A 22,199-nucleotide genomic window follows, 5' to 3' on the forward strand; every position below is an offset into this window, starting at 1 on the left:
CCTCGGTTGCCGCTCAGTGATAATCGACGATTTGCACGCCATGCGCCCCGTTTCGCCAGACGAAACAGATGCGCCACTGGTCATTGATCCGAATAGAATGCTGTCCGGCGCGATCCCCGGATAGCGCCTCCAGCCGATTGCCTGGTGGTGCAACAAGATCGTCCAGGCGATGAGCGGCGTTCAGCATGTCGAGTTTTCGCGCCACGACCCGCGCCGCCTTTTTCCACCCGGCCCGCTTGCCGATCCGGCCGGTCTCGAAAAACACTTTCGCCGTCTTGTCATGCCAGCTGACGATCATGACCCCTGTGTTCTGTTTGCCGGAATATGTATATCAGAACACTTTGCTGTCAGCAATTGGTCTCACGTTTACGGAACACCAAGGCGTTTCTGTTATCCCGGTCTCCAATATCAATCCGAAAACGGATGGTGGGACATTGACGGATGTTTTTGAAGAGCCGGGCTCCGCGCCCGCAGCGATGGATCGCGCCATGCTGCGCCAAATGCTGATTGAAAACCCGGACTGGGTTCGCGGCGATACCGAATTGCTGTCGCACCTTGCCGGTGCGCCGGAGGGTGTCGCCGATCTCGGCCGCGTGGTCCGCGACCGGCTTCTGGGCGAGGTGCGCCAGCTGAAGCAGCGGGAGAAGGCGATCGCCCATGCGGCGCGCGAAAACCTGGCCCTGATGGCCCGCGCCCAAGGATTTGTCCTGTCGCTGATAAATTGTGCAGACATGGACGAGCTGGATTACACGCTGGCCTGGGAAGCGCCGGCGGCCCTCGGCGTCGATTGCGTGCGCCTGTATCTGGAAGGCGCAACGCCGATGATTGTGTCCGAAGCCATTCACGCTTGCGCCGGCGGCCTGACGAACGAGCTATTGGGCGACGACAATGATTTCACCGGGCTGTGCCCGTCCCGGACCGCGCGGACGCTCTATGGCGCGGAGATGGGCAGCCATGCGCTGTGCCGCCTGGAAATAGGCGGCCAAACGGGCCTGCTGGCCCTTGCGGCACGGGAGCCGGACATTTTCCATACCGGACAAGGCACCGAAATCCTCAATTTCGTCGCCCGCGCCGTGGAACAACGGCTTTCTCTATGGCTGACGACGGACTAGGCGCGCCTGCCGACTTCGCGCTGTCGGCCTGGCTCGATCATCTGGCCGGCGAGAAGCGCTACAGCACCAACACGCTGGAAAGCTATGGCCGCGATGTCGAGGGCTTTCTCGACTTCCAGTTCAGCCATTGCGGCACGCGTCTGACGGTGTCTGGCCTTGGCCAGCTGAAGGCGGCCGATATCCGTGCCTGGCTGGCCGACCGGCGCCGCGACGGAGCGTCCGCCCGGTCGCTTGCACGCTATCTGTCCGCGCTGCGCAGCTTTTACGCTTATGCCGACCGCCGATGGGGCGTCGACGGCAGCGCGCTGGGTCTCGTTGAAACACCGAAAGTACCGCGCAGCCTGCCACGGCCGGTCAGTGCGGATGCGGCGCGCCAGCTGATCGCCGAGACGGAGGCGCGCGGCAAACCGGCCTGGATCGCAGCCCGCGATGCGGCGGTGCTGTTACTGCTCTATGGCTGCGGATTGCGGATCAGCGAGGCGTTGTCGCTTGAGGGAAGAGACCTGCCGCTTGGCGACATGCTGCGCGTGACCGGTAAAGGCCAGAAAACCCGGCTGGTACCGGTGCTGCCCGCCGTGCGCGAAGCGATGACCCGCTATGCCGCACTTTGCCCGTTCGATCTCGCGCCCGACGGACCGGCCTTTCGCGCCGTGCGTGGCAGCGCGCTGGGGTCTCGCGCGGTGCAGGCGCTGGCAGCCGAGCTACGCGGGCGGCTGGGATTGTCCGCCAGCACAACGCCGCACGCCTTGCGCCACAGTTTCGCAACGCATCTGCTGGCGGGCGGGGGCGATCTGCGCACGATCCAGGAATTACTCGGCCATGCCAGCCTGTCCTCGACCCAGATCTATGCCGCCGTCGAAGGCGATCAGCTGGCCGCAGTCCACGCCGCCGCCCATCCGCGCGCAAGGCGTCGCTAACGGCGATCCGGCACGCGGGACTTGGATGCGATCTTTCCCCTTGCGGTTTCCTAGCCCTTCTATACTTTGCTTTACAAAGTTGTTGGAGGGACCAATGAGCCAAGCACAACCATCGGATCTCGATTATCTGCGCCGCATGGCGGAATCGGGCGAACAGGCGCCCTTGATCGGCGGCCGCTTCCTCGTCATCTGGGGCGGTCTGGCCGTGATCGCCTGTATCGCGCATTGGGCGATCATGGCGCAGGCCGTACCTGTTGCGACGCCCTATGTCGGCGCGGTCTGGCTCGTTTACGGCGTGACAGGCCTTTTACTGACCGCCATTTTCTGCCGCGGGCTGATGCGCAAGCCGGGGAGTGGATCGATCGGCAACCGGGTCAATCGCACGACCTGGCGGTCGGTCGGTATCGGAATCGGCCTCTATGTGGCCGGTGTCGTGTTTTCCGTCAGCGCGCTTGACGCCTCGCCGGTGCTCTTCGATTCGATCCTGACAATCGCCTTGTTCGGCTATGCGATTGCGTTTTCGGTCACCGCCGCACTGTCGCCGGAAAAGTGGCTCTACGGACCGGCCTGGATTTCGATTGCCGGCGCCGCCCTGTCGCCCGCCTTCTACGGCCGGCCTGAACTCTATCTGCTGGTAGCCGCCATCATCGTCTTTGCGGCCGTCTTGCCGGGGTTCCGGCAGATGAGCCGGGAGCCGGGCGCTGACGATGAGTGAAGACGCTTTCAACGCCGCCGCGCTCGACGAGGTCATTCATGGCAAGCTCCGTCTTGCCATCATGGCCTATCTGTCCGCGGTTTCGGAAGCCAGCTTTACCGAGGTCAAAGCCCGGACCGAGGCTTCGGACGGCAATCTCTCGGTTCACATGCGAAAGCTGGAAGAGGCCGGTTATGTCGATGTCGACAAAAGCTTTGTCGGGCGCCGGCCGCGAACCACATTGAAACTGACGGGCAAGGGCCGGAAGGCCTGGATCGCCTATCTGGATGAATTACGCCGGTTGACCGGCGGTTAGGCTGCGGCTTTCTCGCGCGTCAAGGCAAAGCGCAGGATGCGGACGCCGTCCTCCTCGCGCATGCCGGTCTCGACGAAGCCGGCTTTCTCCAGAACGCGCTGCGAGGCGATCAGATGCGGCAGGGTCTCGGCGACGACCTCGCGGACCTGACCCGTCGAGAACGCCCAATCGACGAGCAGGCTGACCGCTTCGGTCGCCAGCCCCTGCTCGCGGAACGACACCAGCATGGAGTAGGCGATCTCGACCCGGCCCTGCGCATCCGGCGGGCCATTGAATCCGCCGCCCCCGACCAGCCGGTCCATCCCGCCGGCCGCGCCCGGCCAAATAAAGGCCCAGAAATACCAGCCGGTCTCGCGGGGGCGTTCTCGGAGCGCCGTTTCCGCACGTTCAACGGCGGCCGGATCGAGCATTTCCGGCGGCCAGCTGGCTTCGGACTGGACATTCAGCGCTTCGAAAAAAGCCGCTGGCGCGCGGGCGTGCAGACCCGTCAGGCGCGCATCCAGCGCGACCAATTTCAACCTGTCTGAACTGACCTGCAGCATGGCCTCGAATCCTGCGCGAATCCCATGTCCCGCTGACATAAGAAGTGGTCCAAATCCAATTGTCCGATCACAGATCAAATGCGCCGCCAACGCCGATCTGATGCGAAACATCATAGCACAAGTTTCTGATTCTGCGTCTGACTTTTTCGTCAGCAGCGCGAGATCAGGCTTGCATGGTCCAGCCTTCGACGCCCATTGCGGCCTGGCGAATCGCCTCCGTCATGGTCGGGTGCGGATGGGAGGTGCGGGCGATGTCTTCCGACGCGGCGCGGAATTCCAGGGCAAGACAGAGCTCGGCGATCATCTCGCCGACGCCCTTGCCGATCATGTGGGCGCCCAGAAGCTCGTCCGTTTCGGCGTCGGCGAGGAGTTTGACCATGCCGTCGGTCTCATGGTTCGCCCGGGCACGGGAGTTGGCCATGAAGGAGAACTTGCCGGTTTTGTACTTGCGGCCCTGCTGCTTGAGCTCGTCTTCGGTGGCGCCGACCGCCGCAATCTCGGGATGGGTGTAGACGACACCCGGAATGGCGCCGTAATTGACATGCCCGGCCTTGCCGGCGATCCGCTCGGCACAGGCGACACCCTCGTCTTCAGCCTTGTGCGCCAGCATCGGCCCGTGCGTGCAATCGCCGACCACCCAGACGCCCTCGGCGCCGGTCTTGAATTGGTCATTGGGGATAAAGCCGCGCTCGTCGGTTTTGATGCCGACAGATTCGAGCCCGAGACCCTCGGTGTAAGGCCGGCGGCCGATACACACGAGCGCGACATCGGCGTCGAACGTCTTTTCCTTGCCGCCATCGGCCGCTTCGGTCTTTACGGTGAGGCCGTTGTCGGACTTGTCGATGCCGGTCACCTTGCGCGACAGCTCGAACGTCATGCCCTGCTTCCTGAAAATGCGCTGGGCCTGTTTGGTGATTTCCGAATCCATGCCCGGCAGGATCCGGTCGAGATATTCGATCACGGTGACTTCCGCGCCCAGCCGCCGCCACACCGAGCCCAGTTCCAACCCGATCACCCCGGCGCCGATCAGCACCAGCTTCTTCGGCACCTCCTTGAGGTCGAGCGCGCCCGTCGAGGAGACGATGCGTTCTTCATCGATCTCAACGCCCGGCAGCGGCGTGACCTCAGATCCTGTGGCGATGACAATGTTCTTGGCCTCAAGCGTCTGCTTCCCGTCCGGCCCGTCGACCTCGACCTTGCCCTTACCGGCAATCCGTCCCTTGCCGCGGATATGATCGACCTTGTTTTTCTTGAACAGGAAGGCCACGCCCTCGGTCAAGCCCTTCACGGCTTCAGCCTTGCCGTCCATCATTTTCGGCAGATCGATGCCCAGCCCCTCGACCTTGATGCCGTAATTGCCGAAATCCTTGTTGGCGGCCTCATAGAGTTCGGACGAATGCAGCAGTGCCTTGGAGGGGATGCAGCCGACATTCAGGCAAGTCCCGCCCAAAGTTTCGCGCATCTCGATGCAGGCGGTCTTCAGCCCCAGCTGGCCGGCGCGAATGGCGCAGTTATAGCCCCCAGGACCGCCTCCGATGATGACGATGTCGTAGCTCTTGGACATGGGGCGGCCTTTCGTGTGTGGAGCGATTTCGCTCCTACCTAGAACCGCCCCCGCGGGGATTCAACCGGCTTCACGCCCTCCTGGTGCCGAAAAGCCGGACAGTCAACACGACCGCCAGAACCGTGATCAGCGGCGTGGCTATCATCATCCAGACGGGATGGGGGATCATCGTCATGGTGACGATCCCCATCGCGAGCACGGCAAGGCCGACAATCCAGGCCGACCAGTTCCGCTTCGAGATCAGAATGGCCAGCGTTCCGCCGATGAAAATGCCGATCGCCCAAGCGACCAGAACGGTGATTTTCGCACCGAGCGGGATCTCGCTCATGATCGCAGCGAGTTGCTCAGGATCGGTGATGTCGACGCCTTCGGGCGGCGGAAATATCATGTGGCCGATCGTCTCAACGATCATGACCGTGACGACCGCCGCCACCAGGCCGGCGACAATGCCGAGAATGATACGGAGCATGTCCCGTTCCTACTTCAGAATACCGCGTTGGCTGGCCCAGCGGGCGAGCCAGAAATAGGCGAGGATGGACACAAATATGACCGCCGAAAAAATGACGGCCCCGAAGCCGCCCATGATTTCCACGCCATTCGTGAATCCGAAGCTGTAGATGGCGCCGACGATGAAGCTGATCAGGCTCACGAGAAACAGCAGCGAGGCCAGTTTCATCCGGAGCAGGAGGAGGATGGCGCCGATGAAGCTCCCCCAAACCGAAATCGCCCATGTGGCGACATACCATGACGGAAACCCATAAAAATAAGCCAGCTGTTCCTCGGTGAAGTTCGACATGTAGAAATCCAGCCGGAGCTGAGTCGCCGCATAGTCGAACGCACCCATGGCAAACCATAGCAGGCCGATCACGGCCAGAATCCAGTACCAGACCGGTGTTTTCGCTTGAGATGCTGTCATTTAACCCTCCCCAAAATGTGGGCCGACGTTAGCGTGAAAGCCTTCGCGTGGGGAGAGGGTAAAGCCAAGCCACCCGTCGTCGCCCGGCTTGTCCGGGTGATGCTCCGAATAAATCGGGGGATGACGAGGCGTTATTCCTCGACCGAAAACGACAGAGAAATTCGTCCCCTAAATATCAAACAACAGGCGCTGCGGGTCTTCCAGCGCGTCCTTGACGCGGACGAGGAAAGTCACGGCCTCCTTGCCGTCGACGATGCGGTGGTCATAGGACAGAGCCAGATACATCATCGGCCGGATCACGACTTCGCCGTTCTCGGCGACCGGGCGTTCCTGGATCTTGTGCATGCCGAGAATGCCCGATTGCGGCGCGTTGAGGATCGGCGTCGACAGGAGCGAGCCGAAAATGCCGCCGTTTGACAGGGTGAAGGTCGCGCCCTGCATCTCGTCGATCGACAGCTTGCCGTCGCGCGCCTTGGTGCCAAGCTCGATGATCTTCTTTTCGATATCGGCAAGCGACATGGTGTCGGCGTCGCGCACCACCGGCACGACGAGGCCGCGCTCGGTCGAAACCGCCACGCCCATATCGTAATAGTTCTTGTAGACGATCTCGTCGCCGTCGATCTCGGCATTGACGTTCGGGATTTCCTTCAGCGCATTGACGCAAGCCTTCACGAAGAAGCTCATGAAGCCGAGCTTGACCCCGTGCTTGGCGACGAAGGCGTCCTGGTGCTGCTTGCGCGCCTTCATGATGGCGGACATGTCCGCCTCGTTGAAGGTGGTCAGCATGGCCGCCGTGTTCTGCGCGTCCTTCAGGCGGCGGGCGATGGTCTGGCGCAGCCGGGTCATCTTCACGCGTTCCTCGCGCGGATCGTCAGCGCGGTCGTCCGACGAGGACGAGGCCGGCTTCGGGGCCGGTGTTTTCGGGGCCGTCGCGCCGCTCTCCAGCGCTTTCAGCGTGTCGCCCTTGGTGATGCGGCCATCCTTGCCGCTGCCCTCGATCTTGGAGAGGTCGAGATCATTCTCTTCTGCGATCCGCGCCGCTGACGGCATGGCCCTGGTTTCACTGGAAGTCTCGGACTTCTTCTCGGCCTTGGCCTCGGCCTTCGGTTCCGGCTTGGCCTTTTCGGATTTGGCGGTCCCGCCTTCACGGATTTTGGCGATCACATCGCCGGGAGACACGCTGTCGCCCTCGTCGGCATTGCGCTCCTCAAGCACCCCATCCACCGGGCACGGTACTTCGACCGCAACCTTGTCGGTCTCGATCTCGACCAGAGCCTGGTCCTTCTTGACCGCCGCACCGACATCGACCAGCCAAGCGCCGACCGTGCCTTCCGACACGCTCTCGCCCATTTCCGGGATTTTGGCTTCGACGAGATTGCCGCCGTCATCGCCGCTTTCGTCCTCGCCGCTGTCATCCTCGCCGGAGGCGTCTTCAGCGGGTGCGTCCTCCTTTGCGGATTTATCTTCGGCCGGCTCGTCGCCGCCATCGTCCTGGGCCGCATCCGAGGATCCGCCACCGGAGCCCAGCTCAGCCAGCTTGGCGCCGATCTCGACGGTTTCGCCTTCGGCGGCCACGATTTTCGACAGCGTTCCGTCTTCCTCCGCGCGGACTTCAATGGACACCTTGTCGGTCTCCAGCTCGACCAGGATGTCGTCTTTCTTGACGGCATCGCCTTCCGAGAAATTCCACGAACCTACCGTCGCTTCGGAAACGGATTCGCCCAGCTCGGGAACCTTGATGTCGGTCATGTCTTGAAAGAGTCCTTCGTCTCGGAATATCAGGCCAGGGCCTCGTTGATCAGTGCGTCCTGTTCCGCCTTGTGGGCGGCGGCGGTACCGGCGGCCGTGGAGGCCGCGGCGCTGCGCCCGGCATATTTCGGGCGGCTTTGCTTGGCGCCGGTTTGCGCCAGCACCCAGTCCAGCGTCGGCTGGATAAACGTCCAGGCACCCATATTCTGCGGTTCTTCCTGACACCAGACCAGTTCGGCGTTCGGGAAGCGCTGGAATTCCAGCAGCATGGAGCGCGCCGGGATCGGATAGAACTGCTCGATGCGGAGCAGGTAGACATCGTCGATACCTTGTTCCTCACGCGCTTCGAGGAGATCGTAATACACCTTGCCCGAGCACATCACGACGCGGCGTATCTTGTCGTCGGCGACGAGCGTCGTCTCAACGGTGTCGGCGCCGCCTTCGGCACGATGCGACGGGTCGGCATGATCCCAAAGGACACGGTGGAAAGACGACCCTTCACCCATCGCTTTCAGGGTCGACACGCAGCGCTTGTGCCGGAGCAGCGATTTTGGAGTCATCAGGATCAAGGGCTTGCGGAATCCGCGATGGATCTGGCGGCGCAGGATGTGGAAGTAGTTCGCCGGCGTGGAGCAGTTGGCGACCTGCATATTGTCCTGCGCGCAGAGCTGCAGGAAGCGTTCAAGGCGGGCCGAGGAGTGCTCCGGACCCTGGCCCTCATAGCCGTGCGGCAACAGCATGACGAGGCCGGACATGCGGAGCCATTTGCGTTCACCCGAGGCCAGGAACTGGTCGATGATGACCTGGGCGCCGTTCACGAAATCGCCGAACTGGGCTTCCCACATGACCAGCGTGTTGGGCGCCGACAGCGAATAACCGTATTCGAAGCCGAGCACGGCCTCTTCGGACAGCATCGAATCGATCACCTCATAACGGACCGGCGCGGTGCCGAGTTCGCATAGCGGCGTATAGCGCTCCTGCGTTTCCTGATCGATGATGTGCGAATGGCGCTGCGAGAAGGTGCCGCGGCCGGAATCCTGACCGGACAGGCGGACCGGAAAGCCCTCATCCAGCAGTGAGGCGAATGCCAGGCTCTCGGCCGTCGCCCAGTCCAGTCCCTCACCGGCCTTGATCGCTTTTCGGCGGCCTTCGAGCACGCGCTTCAGCGTCTTGTGAATGTTGATCTCGTCCGGATAGGTGGTGAGCTTGTCGCCCAACGCCTTGAGTTTCTCGACCGGAACGGCGGTTTCGCCGCGGCGATCATCATCCTCCGGCAATCCCAATCCCGACCAGACTCCATCGAGCCAATCGGCGTCCTTGGATTCGAAGGCGCGGCCCTTTTCGAACTCGGCTTCCAGATAGTCGTCGAATTCCTTCGCCATCTGATCGGCTTCCGCGTCGGTGAGGATGCCTTCGGCGACCAGGCGTTGCTGGTAGAGTTCGCGGGTTGTGGGATGTCCCTTGATCGCGCGGTACATGATCGGCTGGGTGAAGGACGGATCGTCGCCCTCATTGTGGCCGTAGCGGCGATAACAGAACATGTCGACAATGGCGTCCTTGCCGAAGAGCTGGCGGTATTCGGTCGCCATCTTGGCGGCAAAGACCACGGCCTCGGGATCGTCGCCATTGGCATGGAAAATCGGCGCCTGAACCATCAAGGCGACATCCGACGGATAGGGCGAGGAGCGCGAATCCTTCGGGTCGGTGGTAAAGCCGATCTGGTTGTTGACGATGAAATGGATCGCCCCGCCCGTGCGGTGTCCCTTGAGGCCCGACAGGCCGAAACACTCCGCGACAATGCCCTGGCCGGCGAACGCCGCATCGCCATGCAGAAGCAGCGGCATGACCTGTTCGGCGGTGTTCACGTCATCGCCCTGTTCTCGGCGGAATTTGGTCTGCTTGGCGCGTGCCTTGCCCAGAACGACCGGGTCGACGGCTTCAAGGTGGGACGGGTTGGCGGTCAGCGACAGGTGCACCGTCTTGCCGTCAAATTCGCGGTCGGATGACGCGCCGAGATGGTATTTCACATCGCCGGAGCCAAACTCGCCGCCCTGCGTCGTGCCGCCCTGAAACTCGTGGAAAATCTGGTGATAGGGCTTGCCCATCACGGCGGCGAGCACGTTGAGGCGGCCGCGATGCGGCATGCCCAGGATCATGTCGGTCACGCCCATCTGACTGCCGCGCTTGATGATCTGCTCGAGCGCCGGAACCATGGCCTCGCCGCCGTCGATGCCGAAGCGCTTGGTGCCGGGATAGCGCTTGTGCAGGAAGCGTTCGAATGCTTCCGCTTCCACCAGCCGCGAGAAAATCGCCTTCTTGCCGTCGGCCGTGAAATTGACGCCCTTGTCAGGCCCTTCGAAGCGCTCCTGAAGCCAGGCTTTTTCCTGCGGATTGGAGATGTGCATGAACTCCACGCCGATCGTGGAGCAGTAGGTGCGGCGCAGAATATCGAGCATCTGCCGCGGCGTGGCCGTTTCGAGGCCGAGATAGCCGTCGATGAATATCTCGCGATCCATGTCGGCCGCGCCGAAACCATAGGAGTCCGGCTGCAATTCCGGCTGTTCACCGAATGTTGTCAGCGACAAGGGGTCGAGATTGGCAGCCAAGTGTCCGCGCATCCGGTAGGCGCGGATCATCATGATGGCCCGGATGGAATCCTGGGTGGCCTTGCGGACGTCTGCCGGATCGGCATCGGGCAGGCGTTCGGCGACCTTTTCGATCAGCGCCGGTTCGGCCGCGGCATCGATGGCGCCGAGTGCGGATGTCAGGTCGCCATTGGCTTCACGCGGCCAGTCGGCGCGCTTCCAGCTTGCTCCACGCGCCGCCCGGCCGGTTACCGCCGGATCGCTGCCATTATCCTCGAAAAAGGCGCGCCATTCGGGCGGAACCGATGTCGGGTCTTCGGCCCAGGCGGCGGCCATTTGCTCGATATAGCGGGCATTGCCGCCGTAAAGAAAGGAGGTTTCGAGGAAGGTCTGGTTCGCGTCGGTGCGCTTGGTGTCGGACATATCCGTTCCTGTTTGGCCAACCCCCGCACGGTCGACCGTAATCGCTAGTCTCCGGGTGGGCCGGTCCCGTGTAAAGCCCGAATTGGCGCGGCCTGCCTGCTGTCGCCGCGCCTCCTTATGTGTGCCGCGGGCCTAGCCCTTCAATACCTCGACCATGGTCGTGCCCAGACGAGCCGGGCTGTCGGACACGGTGATACCCGCCGACTTCATGGCTTCGATCTTGTCCTCGGCGCCGCCCTTACCGCCGGACACGACCGCGCCGGCATGGCCCATGGTGCGGCCCGGAGGGGCGGTGCGGCCGGCGATGAAGCCGACCACCGGCTTGGAGCGGCCTTTTGCAGCTTCAGCCTTGAGAAACTCTGCCGCTTCTTCCTCGGCGGAACCGCCGATCTCGCCGATCATGACAATCGACTGGGTCTCGTCATCGCCCAGGAACATTTCCAGGCAGTCGATGAAATTGGTGCCGTTCACCGGATCGCCGCCAATGCCGATGCAGGTGGACTGGCCGAGGCCGACATCGGATGTCTGCTTCACCGCTTCATAAGTCAGCGTGCCCGAGCGTGAGACCACGCCGACCGTGCCGCGCTTGTGGATGTGACCCGGCATGATGCCGATCTTGCATTCGCCCGGCGTGATGACGCCCGGGCAGTTCGGGCCGACCAGCCGGGATTTCGTGCCGGAGAGCGCGCGCTTCACCTTGATCATGTCGGACACCGGAACGCCCTCGGTGATCGCGACGATGAGCTCGATGCCGGCATCGATCGCTTCCAGCATGGCGTCACCGGCGAAGGGCGGCGGGACATAAATGACGGACGCATTGGCACCGGTGGCCGCGCGGGCTTCCCCGACCGTGTCGAAGATCGGCAGGGAGAGGTTCTTGTTCTCATCGCCATGCCAGGTCTGGCCGCCCTTGCCGGGCGTCACGCCACCGACCATCTGCGTGCCATATTCCATGGCCTGCTCGGTGTGGAAGGTGCCGTTGCGGCCTGTGAGGCCCTGGCAGATCACCTTGGTATTCTTGTCGACGAGTACGGCCATAGTGCTTGAACCTCAGGCAGCTTGTTTCGTTTCAATCGGGTGTTTCTCGAAGGCGAGAAGGCGGGAGGTGTAGTCCTCCGGCAGCGGTTTCGGGCGGCGGGTTTCAGCGTCGGCGCAGACATAGGTCATGGTGCCGTCGGCGAGCAGTTCGTCGCCGCGGAAAATGCCGAAGGCGTAAACCACGGAAGAGGTGCCGAAACGCTGGCAGCGGAAGCCGATCCGGATCAGATCGTCGAGCTTCGCCGGCGAGCGGAAATTGCAGTTCGCATTGACGGTGAAGAAGTCATAGCCGCGCTCCAACGTGTGTTCCCACATCAGATCATTGGCGCGGAAATATTCGGTCACGGCATGATCGACGAAAACGAAATAATTCGCATTGAAGACGATCGCCTGCGGGTCGACTTCGGACCAGCGCACGCGGTGCTCGTGGAAAAAGGTGAAGTCCGAGCGCTGGGTCATGTGTCGCGTCCATTGAAGCGGAACATGAGGGCCCCGCCGAGCCAGCCGGCGCCGGCCGAGACGCCCATCAGCATGGGGACGGCGAGCGCCGTACCGGTCTCGACATGCTCGATCATGGCCTGGGCGACGAGCAGGCCGATGAGGACCGGTGTCAACAGCCCCATCATCAGGGCGAAGGCATAGATGTTCCAGCGCATGGCCGCGAGCCGGCTGCGCAAATACCAGGCGGCAGCGCCGCCCACCGCCACCGGCAGGGCGATCATGACGAGGATCTGGAACAGATTGCTCACTCTCTTCTCCCCCTGCTTGCGGGGGGAGTGCCCCCCACGGGTCCGACCTTCGGTCGGCCCGAGGACAGGCTCCTGGCCGAGGGGGGCATGCCCCCTCCGTCAGCTTCGCTGACACCTCCCCCGTGAACGGGGGAGGAAAAATATGAGTCGCGCCTCGCCACCTAGCCCTTCACCGCCTTGACGATCTTCTGGGCGGCATCGTCGAGATCGTCAGCCGCGATCACGTCGAGATCGCTCTCATTGATGATGCGCTTGCCCTCTTCGACATTGGTGCCTTCGAGGCGGACGACGAGCGGCACCTGGAGGCCCACCTCCTTGACCGCCGCGATGACGCCGCGGGCGATGACATCGCACTTCATGATGCCGCCGAAAATGTTGACCAGAATGCCTTTGACGTTCGGATCGGCGGTGATGATCTTGAAGGCTGCGGTGACCTTTTCCTCGGAGGCGCCGCCGCCGACATCGAGGAAGTTGGCCGGTTCTGCGCCATAAAGCTTGATGATGTCCATAGTCGACATGGCGAGGCCCGCGCCGTTGACCATGCAGCCGATATCGCCATCGAGCGCAATATAGGCGAGGTCGTATTTCGAGGCTTCGATTTCCTTTTCGTCCTCTTCGGTGAGGTCGCGCAGGTCCTGGATATCCGGATGGCGGTAAAGCGCGTTATTGTCGAAGCCGACCTTGGCATCGAGCACGTGCAGATTGCCCTCACCGGTGACGATCAGCGGGTTGATCTCCAGGAGCGCCATGTCTTTCTCGACGAACGCCTGATAAAGCTGACCCATCAGCTTCACGCATTGCTTGACCTGCGCGCCTTCCAGCTTCAGCGCCGCGGCAATTTTGCGGCCGACATAAGGGCTGTAGCCTGCCGCCGGATCGACATGCACGGTAATGATCTTTTCCGGCGTCTCCTCGGCGACCGCTTCGATATCCATGCCGCCCTCGGTGGAACATACATAGGCGACCCGGCTGGTTGCCCGATCGACGAGCAGAGACAGGTAAAGCTCGCGCTGAATGTCAGCACCGTCTTCCACATAGATCCGGTTGACCTGCTTGCCGGTATCGCCGGTCTGCTTGGTGACCAGCGTATTGCCCAGCATCTGCTTGGCGAATTCGCGCACCTCGGCCACCGACTTGGCGAGGCGGACACCGCCCTTGTCGCCGGCATCGGCCTCCTTGAACTTGCCCTTGCCGCGGCCGCCTGCATGGATCTGCGCCTTCACCACCCATAGCGGGCCGGGCAGATTCTTGGCGGCGGCTTCGGCCTCAGCGGGCGTCATCGCGACACCGCCATCGGCGACCGGCGCGCCAAAGGATTTGAGCAGGGATTTGGCCTGGTATTCGTGGATATTCATGGATCAAGAGCCTCGCGTGAGAATCGGCGGTCAGGCGAATGGATGTACCGGGCTTATAACACCGGCATGTTGGGGTGCAATGCGGGTTGGACCGCGCTTGCGCAGGACCTATGGCTGGGGATCGTCGGCCTTGTTTTCGGCAAGCGCTGCGGAGGTGGCGTGAAGGTTCACGAACTCCTCGCGCTCGGCCTCGCTGGCCGCTGTACGGCTGCGGGATCGCAGCAGCATGGCACCGGCGAGAGCGGCACCGAAAATCGCCGAGAACAGGAACACCCCGCGCATGCCCATCGGGCTCGCATAGAGCGCGCCGGAAATCAGCGGCCCGACGACGGATCCGACTGCCCAGACCAGCAATAATCCGGACGCCATGGCGGGCAATTGTCCCGGCTTGGCGCGATCGGCGGCGTGCGCCACCGCGATGCCGTAATGGGCAAGCGATGTCGCGCCCCAGAGGCCGATCAGCAGGATGCCGATGAACAGGCCTGGATCGACAAAAGCGGTCAGGACCAGAGAAACCGCGGCCCAGCTGGCGCCCAGAACGCCGATCACCAGGCGCCGGTCATATTTGTCGGAGATTTTGCCGGCCGGCCATTGGCTCGCCATCGAGGCCGCGTAGATAATCCCCATCACGAGTGCCGCAGCGGCCGCAGTATTTGCGTCCTCGGACGGGGTTCCGAGCTGACCCGCCCAAATCGGAATAAAGGCCAGAACGCCGGTATTCACCATGCCTGCGGCGAACACGGCGATGGCGGCCGCCGGGGCCACTTTCAGCACGGCGAGCGGTGAGTGCGGCGGATGATCCGGCAGGATCGGCTGCGCGCGGCCGGTCGCGGCCACCGGCGAGATAGCCAGTGCAAGGAAGACGCCGGCCGTCAGCAATGCCCCGCCGATCAGCGTCTCGCCACCGGCGATCAGGAACGGTCCGACGACGATGCCGGCGCGTCCGGCGATCTGATAGGCCGAGATGACACCGCCACGGCGGTCCGCCGGGGTCGCATCGGCAATCCAGCTCTCGGCGACTGCGAAGAGGACCGCCGCGCTGGCGCCGAACACCAGGCGCAGGGCGAACCAGAGATAAACATTGGTGTCGGTGCCCAGCAGCAGCGTGGCCGCCACGGCCAAGCCGCCAGCGGCCGCGAAGGCGCGGATATGGCCGATCCGCGCGATCAGCGTCGGGGCGTAAAAGGCGCCCGCCATGAAGCCGATAGCATAGGCCGAGGCGATGGCACCGATCGCAATGCCCGACCAGCCGGATTGCGCCATGGTCAGGGGCAGGGCGACATTCAGAAGGCCGTTGGCGATCTGCCAAACGCCCATCGCCAGCATGACAACGGCAACATTGCGATAGAATTTCACGGTGTTTGTCCTAGGTTCGGGTTCGGCAACCGGCTGCGAAGCAACAGGAAGGCGACGCCATGTTCAAGGGTCTGACAGCTATTTTTCTTGCGGCCGCACTGGCAGCCTGTTCGGCGGAGCGTCCGGTTAGCAGCGGTTCGTGGCAGTTGAATGGCAGCCAGTCGGATATCGTGTTTATCAGCGTCAAGAATGGCGACGTTGCGGAGATCAGCCGCTTTGGCGAGCTTTCAGGTGCGGTTTCCGCCGACGGGCTCGCCGAGCTGACCGTCCAAGCGGCCAGCGTCGAAAGCTATATCGACATCCGCAATGAGCGCCTCCGGGACATCTTCTTCGAGGTGTCGCAATATCCGCAGATCACCGTGACCGCCCAACTGAACCCGGCCGCGTTCGAGGACCTGGCGGTCGGCGCCGCGACCTCCATCGAGCTGCCCTTGACGGTCAGCCTGCATGGCGAAGCCCGCACAGTCTATGCACCGGTGCGGGTAACGCGCAGCGCGGCCGATCAGGTGGTGGTGACATCCAGCGAGCCGGCGCTCGTCGATGCCCGCGATTTCGGCCTGGGCGATGCCGTCGATGCGCTGGCGGAGATTGCTAATCTGAACGGAATCACGCCGGTTTTCCCGGTCAGCGCGCATCTGGTGTTCGAGCGCCGCTAGCCCGGCTTGCGGCACAAATAGATCACGTCCTGCTTGAAGAGGCCGTATTTCGGTTCTTCCTCGGGCTCTAGCCGCCATTCGGTGACATTGAAACCCGCCTCGCGAACCCGGCCGGCAAAGTCACGGCCGTAATAGCGGACATGGCTGGCATCATCATAATGCGCAAACTTTTCGGCCGGCGTTTTCACGTCCGGGTTTTCATAGGTTTCAGCGCGCGCCCAGTTTTGCGGCACGGAAAAGATGGCCAACCCGCCGGGCTTCAAAACGCGGAAGCTCTCGCGCATCGCCTCTTTGTCGTCGGGCACATGCTCGAGAACATGATGGGCCAGAACGCAATCGACGCTGGCGTCCTCGAATGTCATCGCCGACATGTCCATCGCATGGCGCGCCTTGCCGGGTACCAGGTCAGCGGTGTGATAGTTCGGGGCATCCCCCATCATTTTCTTGAAATAACCTTCCGGCGCAAAATGCAGGATGGTGCGCCCGTCAGTCAGATCGATGCCCTCGCGTTCCAGACAGATGTGAAGCAGACGGTGGCGTTCCCGCGAGCCGCAGCTCGGACATCTGCCGTCCCAGCGCGGCGGCGTTCCCAGCGACAGGAATTTCCCCTCATAGCCGCAGATCGGGCAGTGGCGGTCCATCGACGGGACCGAAAACTGGCGCGGATCGCGGAAGCGGGCCTGCAGTTTCTTGAGGAAGATGCGCATTTGATATCCGGGTCTGTAGCGGTCTGTCAGCGGCATAGCGCGTTCAGACCGCATCGCCAAACCCGAAGCGCCGCTGGCGTTCCGGGGGGAAGTGGATCGTCAGCGGCGCGGGGTGACCAGCTTGCGCGGAGGGTTATCGGGCAAGCTGGCGGGACAGGAGATGATCGACGGAGATAGGTCCCGATCCGCGCCCGACAAGATAAAAGAGCGGAACGAACCAGAGGGCGATACTGCCCCAGAAGTGCGCATTGGTCGGAAACACAAATATCTGGATCACCAGCGCCATGACAATCAGGCCGGTTGCCGCAAAGCGGGTCAGCAGGCCGAGCACCAGCAAAATGGGAAGAATTCCCTCACCCGCCGTTGCCATAACCGCCGCGACGCCGCCCGGAATCAAGGGCAGCTCAAACATGCCGCCTTCTCCGAACTGGGCGAACGTCGAGTCCTCGATGGTGATGGGAAAGGCCGGAACTTTCATCAAGGATCTCTGCACTTCGAAATTATTGATGACCTCGACATAGTCGAACAGGCCGTTGGTCTCGACCTTGTTCAGAAAGGACCGCCAGAACACGCCGGCAATCGCCAAACGGGCGAACAAAGCCAGCAAGGCGTGGCTGATCAGATTTTGAGCCGTGCCGTAGACGCTCTGGTAGAGGCGCCCAAGCGCACCGAAAACCGGCGGATTGCCGTCGAATGGTTGAGTGGTCATGTGTGGTCCCTTTTTATTCCAACCCCTTGAAAACGCCTTCCTTCATTAAGGCGATAAAGACCGGGGCCGGTTCGGCTCCGGGAAACTGGTCGGCAACAGAGCTGGAAGCGGTTTCGAAGCTCCCGCCGGCGGCGATAATCGACAAGAATGCGGTCTCGGCCGGCGACAGCCGGCGATGCCGGACCTCCATCTGCGGGCGATGGATGAGGGCCGTTTCGGCGCCGGTTTCGAGGCTGATACGCTTGACCTCGGCGTCCTCGCGATTGGTCCGCCAGATCGCATAGGCCGGCAACCGGGATTCTCCGATCCTGACCGAAGGGTGGAGGCCCGGCGCCATGGCGGCGAGATCTTCTGGCGGCAAGCCGGCCACATCCTTCGTCGTGAGGGGCGGCGCATCCGGCGCGTGATGTGCTTCCAGCCAGGCCCGGTCGAGCCGGGCGACATCCGCGAGGTAGATCAGCGGGCGAGCCGGCTCGAAGCGCTCGATAAATGCCGGAAAGGCTTCCCCGTAGAGTGTGAGCGTGCGTTCCGCGGGCGGGTGTTCGGCCCAGAAAGCCCTGGCCATTCCCTGGAAAAAGCTTTCCCCGACGAGACGTTTGATCGCCGGATAGGCGTCACCGAGCGTATCAGCGGCCCCTTTGACGACATTATTGCGATAGACCTGAAAGCGGCTGTCCGGCTCGCCGTCCGTGAATGCGGATAAAGCGTGCGCATCGCCATTTTTCAATGCAGCGGCAAAACTGTCGTGGAAGTCAGGCATGGGCCGGCTCCGCGGCCAAGGTATCAAGGATGGCCTGAGCGCGCATGCATTCGGCCATCAGTGTCTCGAAGGCCGGCAGATTGCTGTCGCGCTCGATCAGTGTCGGTTTCGGACCGATCCGCTCGATTGCATAATCGTAGAGCGCCCACACCTCGTCGCGCACCGGCGCGCCATGGGTGTCGATCAACAGCTTATCGCCGAGATTTTCGTCCTGTTCGTGTCCGGCCAGATGAATTTCGCCGATGGCAGCCGCTGGCAGTGCATCGATATAGCCGTGCGGGTCCTGGCCGAGATTCCAGCTCGTGACGAAGACATTATTGATGTCGAGCAGGAGGCCGCAGCCGGTCCGTTCGACGGCTTCGGCGAGAAATTCCTGTTCCGTCATCTCTGCTTTCAGCGGCAGATAGATGGACGGGTTCTCAATCAGAATGGCGCGGCCAAGCGCGTCCTGCGTTTCGCTGACATGCGCGCAGAACCGGTCGAGCTGGTCGCGCGTGTAAGGCGTCGGCAGAAGATCGCCGAAATAGGTTCCGTCATGCGCACACCAGGCGAGATGCTCGCTCATCAGTTCGGGCTGGTAGCGGTCGGCCAGCGCGCGCAACTTTTTGAGGTGCCCGCGGTCCGGCCGTTCGGCACCGCCGAGCGACAGCGCGACCCCGTGCAGGGATAGGGGACGGTCGCGGCGGATCGCCTCAAGCCAGGCGTGGCGCGGCCCGCCGGCCGTCATGTAATTCTCGGGGTGAACCTCCACCCAGAGCCCGGCCTCGCGGTTTTCCAGCACGCTGCGATAATATTGCGGCTTGAGACCGATTCCGGCCCCCATGACAGGGGCCGGTGCCGAGGCGGGGTGGACGGAGGTCATTCCGAAGTCGGTGCGGCTGATTACGGACGTTCGACCGGCTCAAGCGAACCGTTGCCATAAGGCGTTTCGATCGACTCGCAGGTGCCTTCCGGGACATAGGTCCAGGCATTGCCCTGATAGTCGACCGTCGAGGTTCCTTCGCAGGACGTGCCCGGTCCGGCGGCACAATCGTTTTCACCGGCGAGGGCGATGCCGTAACAGCGCTCCATGCCGTTGTCCGATGACTCGCCGTCGCTGTGGTTGTCAGCGTTGGCCGCAGCGGACAGGGACAGGGCCATTGCCGAGGCGGCGATGGTCGCGAATGCGGATTGGTTCTTCATGGTCAGACTCCCGTGGGTTTCAACTCCCCGGCCAGATGTCCCGACCGGTGGACTGAACGATGTCTGAATGGCCCATGATTGACCAGTCACGTTCCGATAACAGCGCTAACAGCCACGTTATCGCGTGCTAGCGGATTTGCGGATCTGCGTGATCGGCAAACCGGTTCAGCGGTGACGCAAACTGTCGAGCGCAACCTCGACATGCCGCACCACAGCGCCTTCCGCGTCACGAATCTGCAGGCTCACGAAACGCTCCCCCCAGTTCACATCGATCACGCCATAGTTCACGGGCGCGTACATTTCGCCGATGCGGTGGGGCCCCGGTTCGTTGTTTTCATCGTGGAATGACCGGTTGAGGGAGGACGACGTGATCTCGTAAAGCGGATAGCCGATCACATCCTCGCGAACATAAAGGCCCGAGGAATGACGGTCGCCTGACACGATGATCACGCCTTCGGCACCCGATTCGCCGATCAGATCGTAAAACCGCTGGCGTTCCGCCGGCATGGTCCGCCAGGCTTCCCAGCCATGTCCGTCGGCGTGAAGCTGGATCGAGGTCACAACCAGACGCAAGTCTGCGGGAACCTGCAGCTGATCCGCCAGCCAAGCCCATTGCGCGTCACCCAACATGTTCTGGTCGGGATCGTCGGTCGGCACATAGCGTTCCATGCCCGGTTCACCGCGCTGAGGCGAGCGCGCCAGGTCGGTGCGGAAATAGCGCGTGTCGAGCAGGATGATCTGGGTGCGTTGGCCCTCCGGACCATAGACATCCGACGCATAAATGCCCGGGCGTGTGCGGCGCGCATCGTTTTCGGGGATATCCCAGAAATCCAGGAACAGCGTTTCAGCAAATTCCTTGTAAGGAAAACCGCCGCCGAAATCGTTCATGCCATAATCATGGTCGTCCCAGGTCGCGAGCAGCGGCGTTGTCGACCGCAAGGTCTGGAAGTGGTCCGTGGCCGCGAGCATGGCATAGGCTTCACGCAATTCGGGCAGGGTCGCATCCCAGGTCCATGTGTCGCCATAGACATTGTCTCCCGTGTAGATGAATACGTCCGGACGATCGCCTGCGACGCGGCTCAATATCTCCATGCCCTCATGCTCGGGATCGTGACAGGAGCCGAACGCAATCCGGGTCAGCGGCTGTCGCGGATCCAGTGTCAGAACCTCACCGGCGTGGGGCGGTTCATAATCCAGATGGGCGTAGAAGGGGCGCAAGGCCTCGAACACGGTGGCGGGCGCCCAGTCGGCGGGTGCCTCTTCGGGATCCGTGGGTTGTGCGGCGGCGCAGGCAGAAACGGCCAGGGCCAGGACAAGGGCGACACGCATGCATAACTCCTTCGACTGCCCGATCGGAGCTACACCGGATTTGTGAAGGGCTGACGACATTTCGGCGCGGATAAAAAAAGCGGAGCCGGTGGCTCCGCCTTCTCGCATCGAACGCGCGTCTGGCCCTATTCGCCCGCGGGCGCCGGAATGGCTTCAAAGCGCAGGGGCTGACCCAGAACATCAATGCGCACGACCTGACGCACGCCGTCATTGGCCGTCACATAGATATCGTTCTCGGTGCTGCTGCCGCGCACCTCAATCCGGATGGTGTCATGGCTGCCGCTCAAGGTCTCGATCGTGCCGCCATCGGCCACGGTAAGCGTGACGCTTTCCGCAATACCGGCGAGCGGAGCGAACCAGTCGAAGCTGACCGATTCCCCCACCGAAAGCGGCAGGGTCTGCGACACGAAAAAGGCGGCGCCGCGCATGATCAAGCTGTCGGTGACCGCAATATCGATCGGCGCCGACTGCTCCCCGGCATAGGGCCGCATGAAGGTCCGGCCGCCGGTAATCACGCCATTGCGGGCCGCCGCATTCACCGTGAGGATGGCATTTTGCTGGAAGAAGGTGATGTCGATGTCGACCGGCGCCAGCGTTTCGCTGTTCACCGACCCTTCCACCGTCTCGAAAATTTCCTGACTGCCCCACATGGTGCGGTCGTAGAAATGGATGAGTCCGGCGTCCTCGTCGCGCTGCCAGCCGAGCCGCATGAAGCCGTCGGCCTCGCCGTCGACCAGCATCTGCAGGTGCATCTCGCCGCTGTCCGGCAAGGCCGCCGCGGCTGCAGCCCGCCAGTCATCCCGAGCCAGGGCCGGGCTTGCGATCAGCGCAGCCGCCCAAGCCGATAGAATATAATTGCGCATTTCAATCCCCCAGGGTCAAAATTGTCCTCCGGAAATCGAAAACTACACGATCAGTTACAGGCCTATACTGAGAAGGCGGTAAGAGAGTTCACGAGGGCGTGAAGCTCAGCCGCCGAAAAACATCTGCCACATCAGCCGGCCCGGCATGAAAGCAAACAAGCCGGGCACAATGAGCGCGCCGAAGAACAGGCCGAACACGGCATTACGATGCTTGTCGGTGCGGAGGGCACGGGCATGGGTGATCAGGCCGAACAAGCCGAACAGGGTGAGCGGCACGAAGATGTGGATGAAGCTGAACTGGCCGTCATTGATCTGGCGGATGAAGATCGCGGTCAGCGCGGTGATCAGCATCAGCGCGACCCAGACATAGCCGAGCGTGCGGTGCGGAATGGTGCCTTTCGGAGCGAGCAGCTGGACCAGGCCGAGCCCCAAGGCGCCGATCGCCGCGCCGGCATGAATCTGAATGATCAGCGGCGCCGTTGCGAAAGCGTTGAAGTCGGGGCGGAAGCCGCCCGCCATGCTGGTGAGTTCACGCCAGTAGGCTGCAAGATATCCGTCTTGAAGAATACCGCCCTGAACGAGGGCGAAACCGACGACGACCGTGACGATGCCAATGCCAATAGCGAGATGACGGACTGCATTCATTTCCAACTCCCTTGATGTGCGAGATCTGACGG

25 protein-coding genes are annotated in these 22,199 nt (G+C 62.5%); 5 read left to right on the top strand and 20 right to left on the bottom strand.

All coding sequences use genetic code 11. From position 1 onward, the window contains the following. Positions 1-13: 13 nt before the first annotated feature. Complete coding sequence (locus ACO08C_RS06220; protein ID WP_421788416.1) at positions 14-298, bottom strand: type II toxin-antitoxin system RelE/ParE family toxin; 285 nt, start codon at positions 296-298, stop codon at positions 14-16. Between the two features lie 136 nt (positions 299-434). On the opposite strand from ACO08C_RS06220, the gene ACO08C_RS06225 reads away from it, so the two are divergent. From ACO08C_RS06225 to ACO08C_RS06240, 4 genes are all read left to right on the top strand, one after another. Next, positions 435-1,112: a DUF484 family protein gene (locus ACO08C_RS06225; protein WP_421788417.1), complete on the top strand. Its 678-nt coding sequence runs from the start codon at positions 435-437 to the stop codon at positions 1,110-1,112. Continuing rightward, positions 1,094-2,029 (top strand): tyrosine recombinase XerC, encoded by a 936-nt coding sequence (locus ACO08C_RS06230; RefSeq protein ID WP_421788418.1) that lies wholly within the window; start codon positions 1,094-1,096, stop codon positions 2,027-2,029. Before ACO08C_RS06225 ends, ACO08C_RS06230 begins: the two co-directional genes overlap by 19 nt. 94 nt (positions 2,030-2,123) lie before the next feature. Beyond that, positions 2,124-2,744, top strand: coding sequence for a hypothetical protein (locus ACO08C_RS06235; RefSeq protein ID WP_421788419.1), 621 nt, complete (start codon positions 2,124-2,126; stop codon positions 2,742-2,744). Then, positions 2,737-3,039 (top strand): winged helix-turn-helix domain-containing protein, encoded by a 303-nt coding sequence (locus tag ACO08C_RS06240; RefSeq protein ID WP_421788420.1) that lies wholly within the window; start codon positions 2,737-2,739, stop codon positions 3,037-3,039. The genes ACO08C_RS06235 and ACO08C_RS06240 overlap by 8 nt, the downstream gene beginning before the upstream one ends. On the opposite strand, the gene ACO08C_RS06245 is transcribed toward ACO08C_RS06240, so the two are convergent. The 11 genes from ACO08C_RS06245 to ACO08C_RS06295 form a co-directional block, all read right to left on the bottom strand. Beyond that, positions 3,036-3,581 (bottom strand): GNAT family N-acetyltransferase, encoded by a 546-nt coding sequence (locus ACO08C_RS06245; RefSeq protein ID WP_421788421.1) that lies wholly within the window; start codon positions 3,579-3,581, stop codon positions 3,036-3,038. The two genes, ACO08C_RS06240 and ACO08C_RS06245, sit on opposite strands and share 4 nt — an antisense overlap. Before the next feature lie 163 nt (positions 3,582-3,744). Further along, positions 3,745-5,145 (bottom strand): dihydrolipoyl dehydrogenase, encoded by a 1,401-nt coding sequence (gene lpdA, locus ACO08C_RS06250; protein WP_421788422.1) that lies wholly within the window; start codon positions 5,143-5,145, stop codon positions 3,745-3,747. 70 nt (positions 5,146-5,215) lie between these two features. Then, positions 5,216-5,614, bottom strand: a complete 399-nt coding sequence (locus ACO08C_RS06255) for a hypothetical protein (protein ID WP_421788423.1) — start codon at positions 5,612-5,614, stop codon at positions 5,216-5,218. A 9-nt stretch (positions 5,615-5,623) separates the two neighbouring features. Next, entirely contained in the window at positions 5,624-6,061 is a 438-nt protein-coding gene (locus ACO08C_RS06260; protein WP_421788424.1) for a hypothetical protein, read from the bottom strand. Positions 6,062-6,229: 168 nt separating this feature from the next. Beyond that, entirely contained in the window at positions 6,230-7,810 is a 1,581-nt protein-coding gene (gene odhB, locus ACO08C_RS06265; protein WP_421788425.1) for a 2-oxoglutarate dehydrogenase complex dihydrolipoyllysine-residue succinyltransferase, read from the bottom strand. A 29-nt stretch (positions 7,811-7,839) separates the two neighbouring features. Beyond that, positions 7,840-10,818, bottom strand: coding sequence for a 2-oxoglutarate dehydrogenase E1 component (locus tag ACO08C_RS06270; RefSeq protein WP_421788426.1), 2,979 nt, complete (start codon positions 10,816-10,818; stop codon positions 7,840-7,842). A gap of 132 nt (positions 10,819-10,950) precedes the next feature. Next, positions 10,951-11,856, bottom strand: a complete 906-nt coding sequence (gene sucD / locus ACO08C_RS06275; RefSeq protein WP_421788427.1) for a succinate--CoA ligase subunit alpha — start codon at positions 11,854-11,856, stop codon at positions 10,951-10,953. A gap of 12 nt (positions 11,857-11,868) precedes the next feature. Next, entirely contained in the window at positions 11,869-12,315 is a 447-nt protein-coding gene (locus ACO08C_RS06280; RefSeq protein WP_421788428.1) for an acyl-CoA thioesterase, read from the bottom strand. After that, positions 12,312-12,605 carry a hypothetical protein gene (locus ACO08C_RS06285; RefSeq protein ID WP_421788429.1) on the bottom strand — a complete coding sequence of 98 codons (294 nt, stop codon included), beginning with the start codon at positions 12,603-12,605 and terminating at the stop codon, positions 12,312-12,314. The genes ACO08C_RS06280 and ACO08C_RS06285 overlap by 4 nt, the downstream gene beginning before the upstream one ends. A 161-nt stretch (positions 12,606-12,766) precedes the next feature. Further along, positions 12,767-13,960: an ADP-forming succinate--CoA ligase subunit beta gene (sucC, locus tag ACO08C_RS06290; protein ID WP_421788430.1), complete on the bottom strand. Its 1,194-nt coding sequence runs from the start codon at positions 13,958-13,960 to the stop codon at positions 12,767-12,769. A gap of 108 nt (positions 13,961-14,068) precedes the next feature. Continuing rightward, positions 14,069-15,316 carry an MFS transporter gene (locus tag ACO08C_RS06295; protein ID WP_421788431.1) on the bottom strand — a complete coding sequence of 416 codons (1,248 nt, stop codon included), beginning with the start codon at positions 15,314-15,316 and terminating at the stop codon, positions 14,069-14,071. Between the two features lie 59 nt (positions 15,317-15,375). On the opposite strand from ACO08C_RS06295, the gene ACO08C_RS06300 reads away from it, so the two are divergent. Further along, entirely contained in the window at positions 15,376-15,972 is a 597-nt protein-coding gene (locus ACO08C_RS06300; RefSeq protein ID WP_421788432.1) for a YceI family protein, read from the top strand. Here the strand turns inward: ACO08C_RS06300 and ACO08C_RS06305 are convergent. The 8 genes from ACO08C_RS06305 to ACO08C_RS06340 all read right to left on the bottom strand — a co-directional run bounded on the left by ACO08C_RS06305 (position 15,969) and on the right by ACO08C_RS06340 (position 22,167). Continuing rightward, positions 15,969-16,679 (bottom strand): methyltransferase domain-containing protein, encoded by a 711-nt coding sequence (locus ACO08C_RS06305; protein WP_421788433.1) that lies wholly within the window; start codon positions 16,677-16,679, stop codon positions 15,969-15,971. The two genes, ACO08C_RS06300 and ACO08C_RS06305, sit on opposite strands and share 4 nt — an antisense overlap. Positions 16,680-16,812: 133 nt before the next feature. Continuing rightward, positions 16,813-17,388: a DoxX family membrane protein gene (locus ACO08C_RS06310; protein ID WP_421788434.1), complete on the bottom strand. Its 576-nt coding sequence runs from the start codon at positions 17,386-17,388 to the stop codon at positions 16,813-16,815. Positions 17,389-17,401: 13 nt separating this feature from the next. Beyond that, on the bottom strand, positions 17,402-18,148 hold the full coding sequence (locus ACO08C_RS06315) for a DNA-binding domain-containing protein (RefSeq protein ID WP_421788435.1): 747 nt from the start codon (positions 18,146-18,148) through the stop codon (positions 17,402-17,404). Then, complete coding sequence (locus tag ACO08C_RS06320) at positions 18,141-19,010, bottom strand: DUF692 domain-containing protein (RefSeq protein ID WP_421788436.1); 870 nt, start codon at positions 19,008-19,010, stop codon at positions 18,141-18,143. Before ACO08C_RS06320 ends, ACO08C_RS06315 begins: the two co-directional genes overlap by 8 nt. A gap of 20 nt (positions 19,011-19,030) precedes the next feature. Further along, positions 19,031-19,330 (bottom strand): DUF2282 domain-containing protein, encoded by a 300-nt coding sequence (locus ACO08C_RS06325; protein ID WP_421788437.1) that lies wholly within the window; start codon positions 19,328-19,330, stop codon positions 19,031-19,033. A 165-nt stretch (positions 19,331-19,495) separates the two neighbouring features. After that, a complete protein-coding gene (locus ACO08C_RS06330) occupies positions 19,496-20,659 on the bottom strand; it encodes an alkaline phosphatase D family protein (protein ID WP_421788438.1) in 1,164 nt (387 codons plus the stop codon). A gap of 125 nt (positions 20,660-20,784) precedes the next feature. Beyond that, positions 20,785-21,522, bottom strand: coding sequence for a hypothetical protein (locus ACO08C_RS06335; protein ID WP_421788439.1), 738 nt, complete (start codon positions 21,520-21,522; stop codon positions 20,785-20,787). Between the two features lie 105 nt (positions 21,523-21,627). Beyond that, positions 21,628-22,167: a DUF2306 domain-containing protein gene (locus tag ACO08C_RS06340; RefSeq protein ID WP_421788440.1), complete on the bottom strand. Its 540-nt coding sequence runs from the start codon at positions 22,165-22,167 to the stop codon at positions 21,628-21,630. Positions 22,168-22,199 lie beyond the last annotated feature (32 nt).

This window comes from Hyphobacterium sp., from assembly GCF_965229905.1.
Lineage (GTDB): Bacteria > Pseudomonadota > Alphaproteobacteria > Caulobacterales > Maricaulaceae > Hyphobacterium.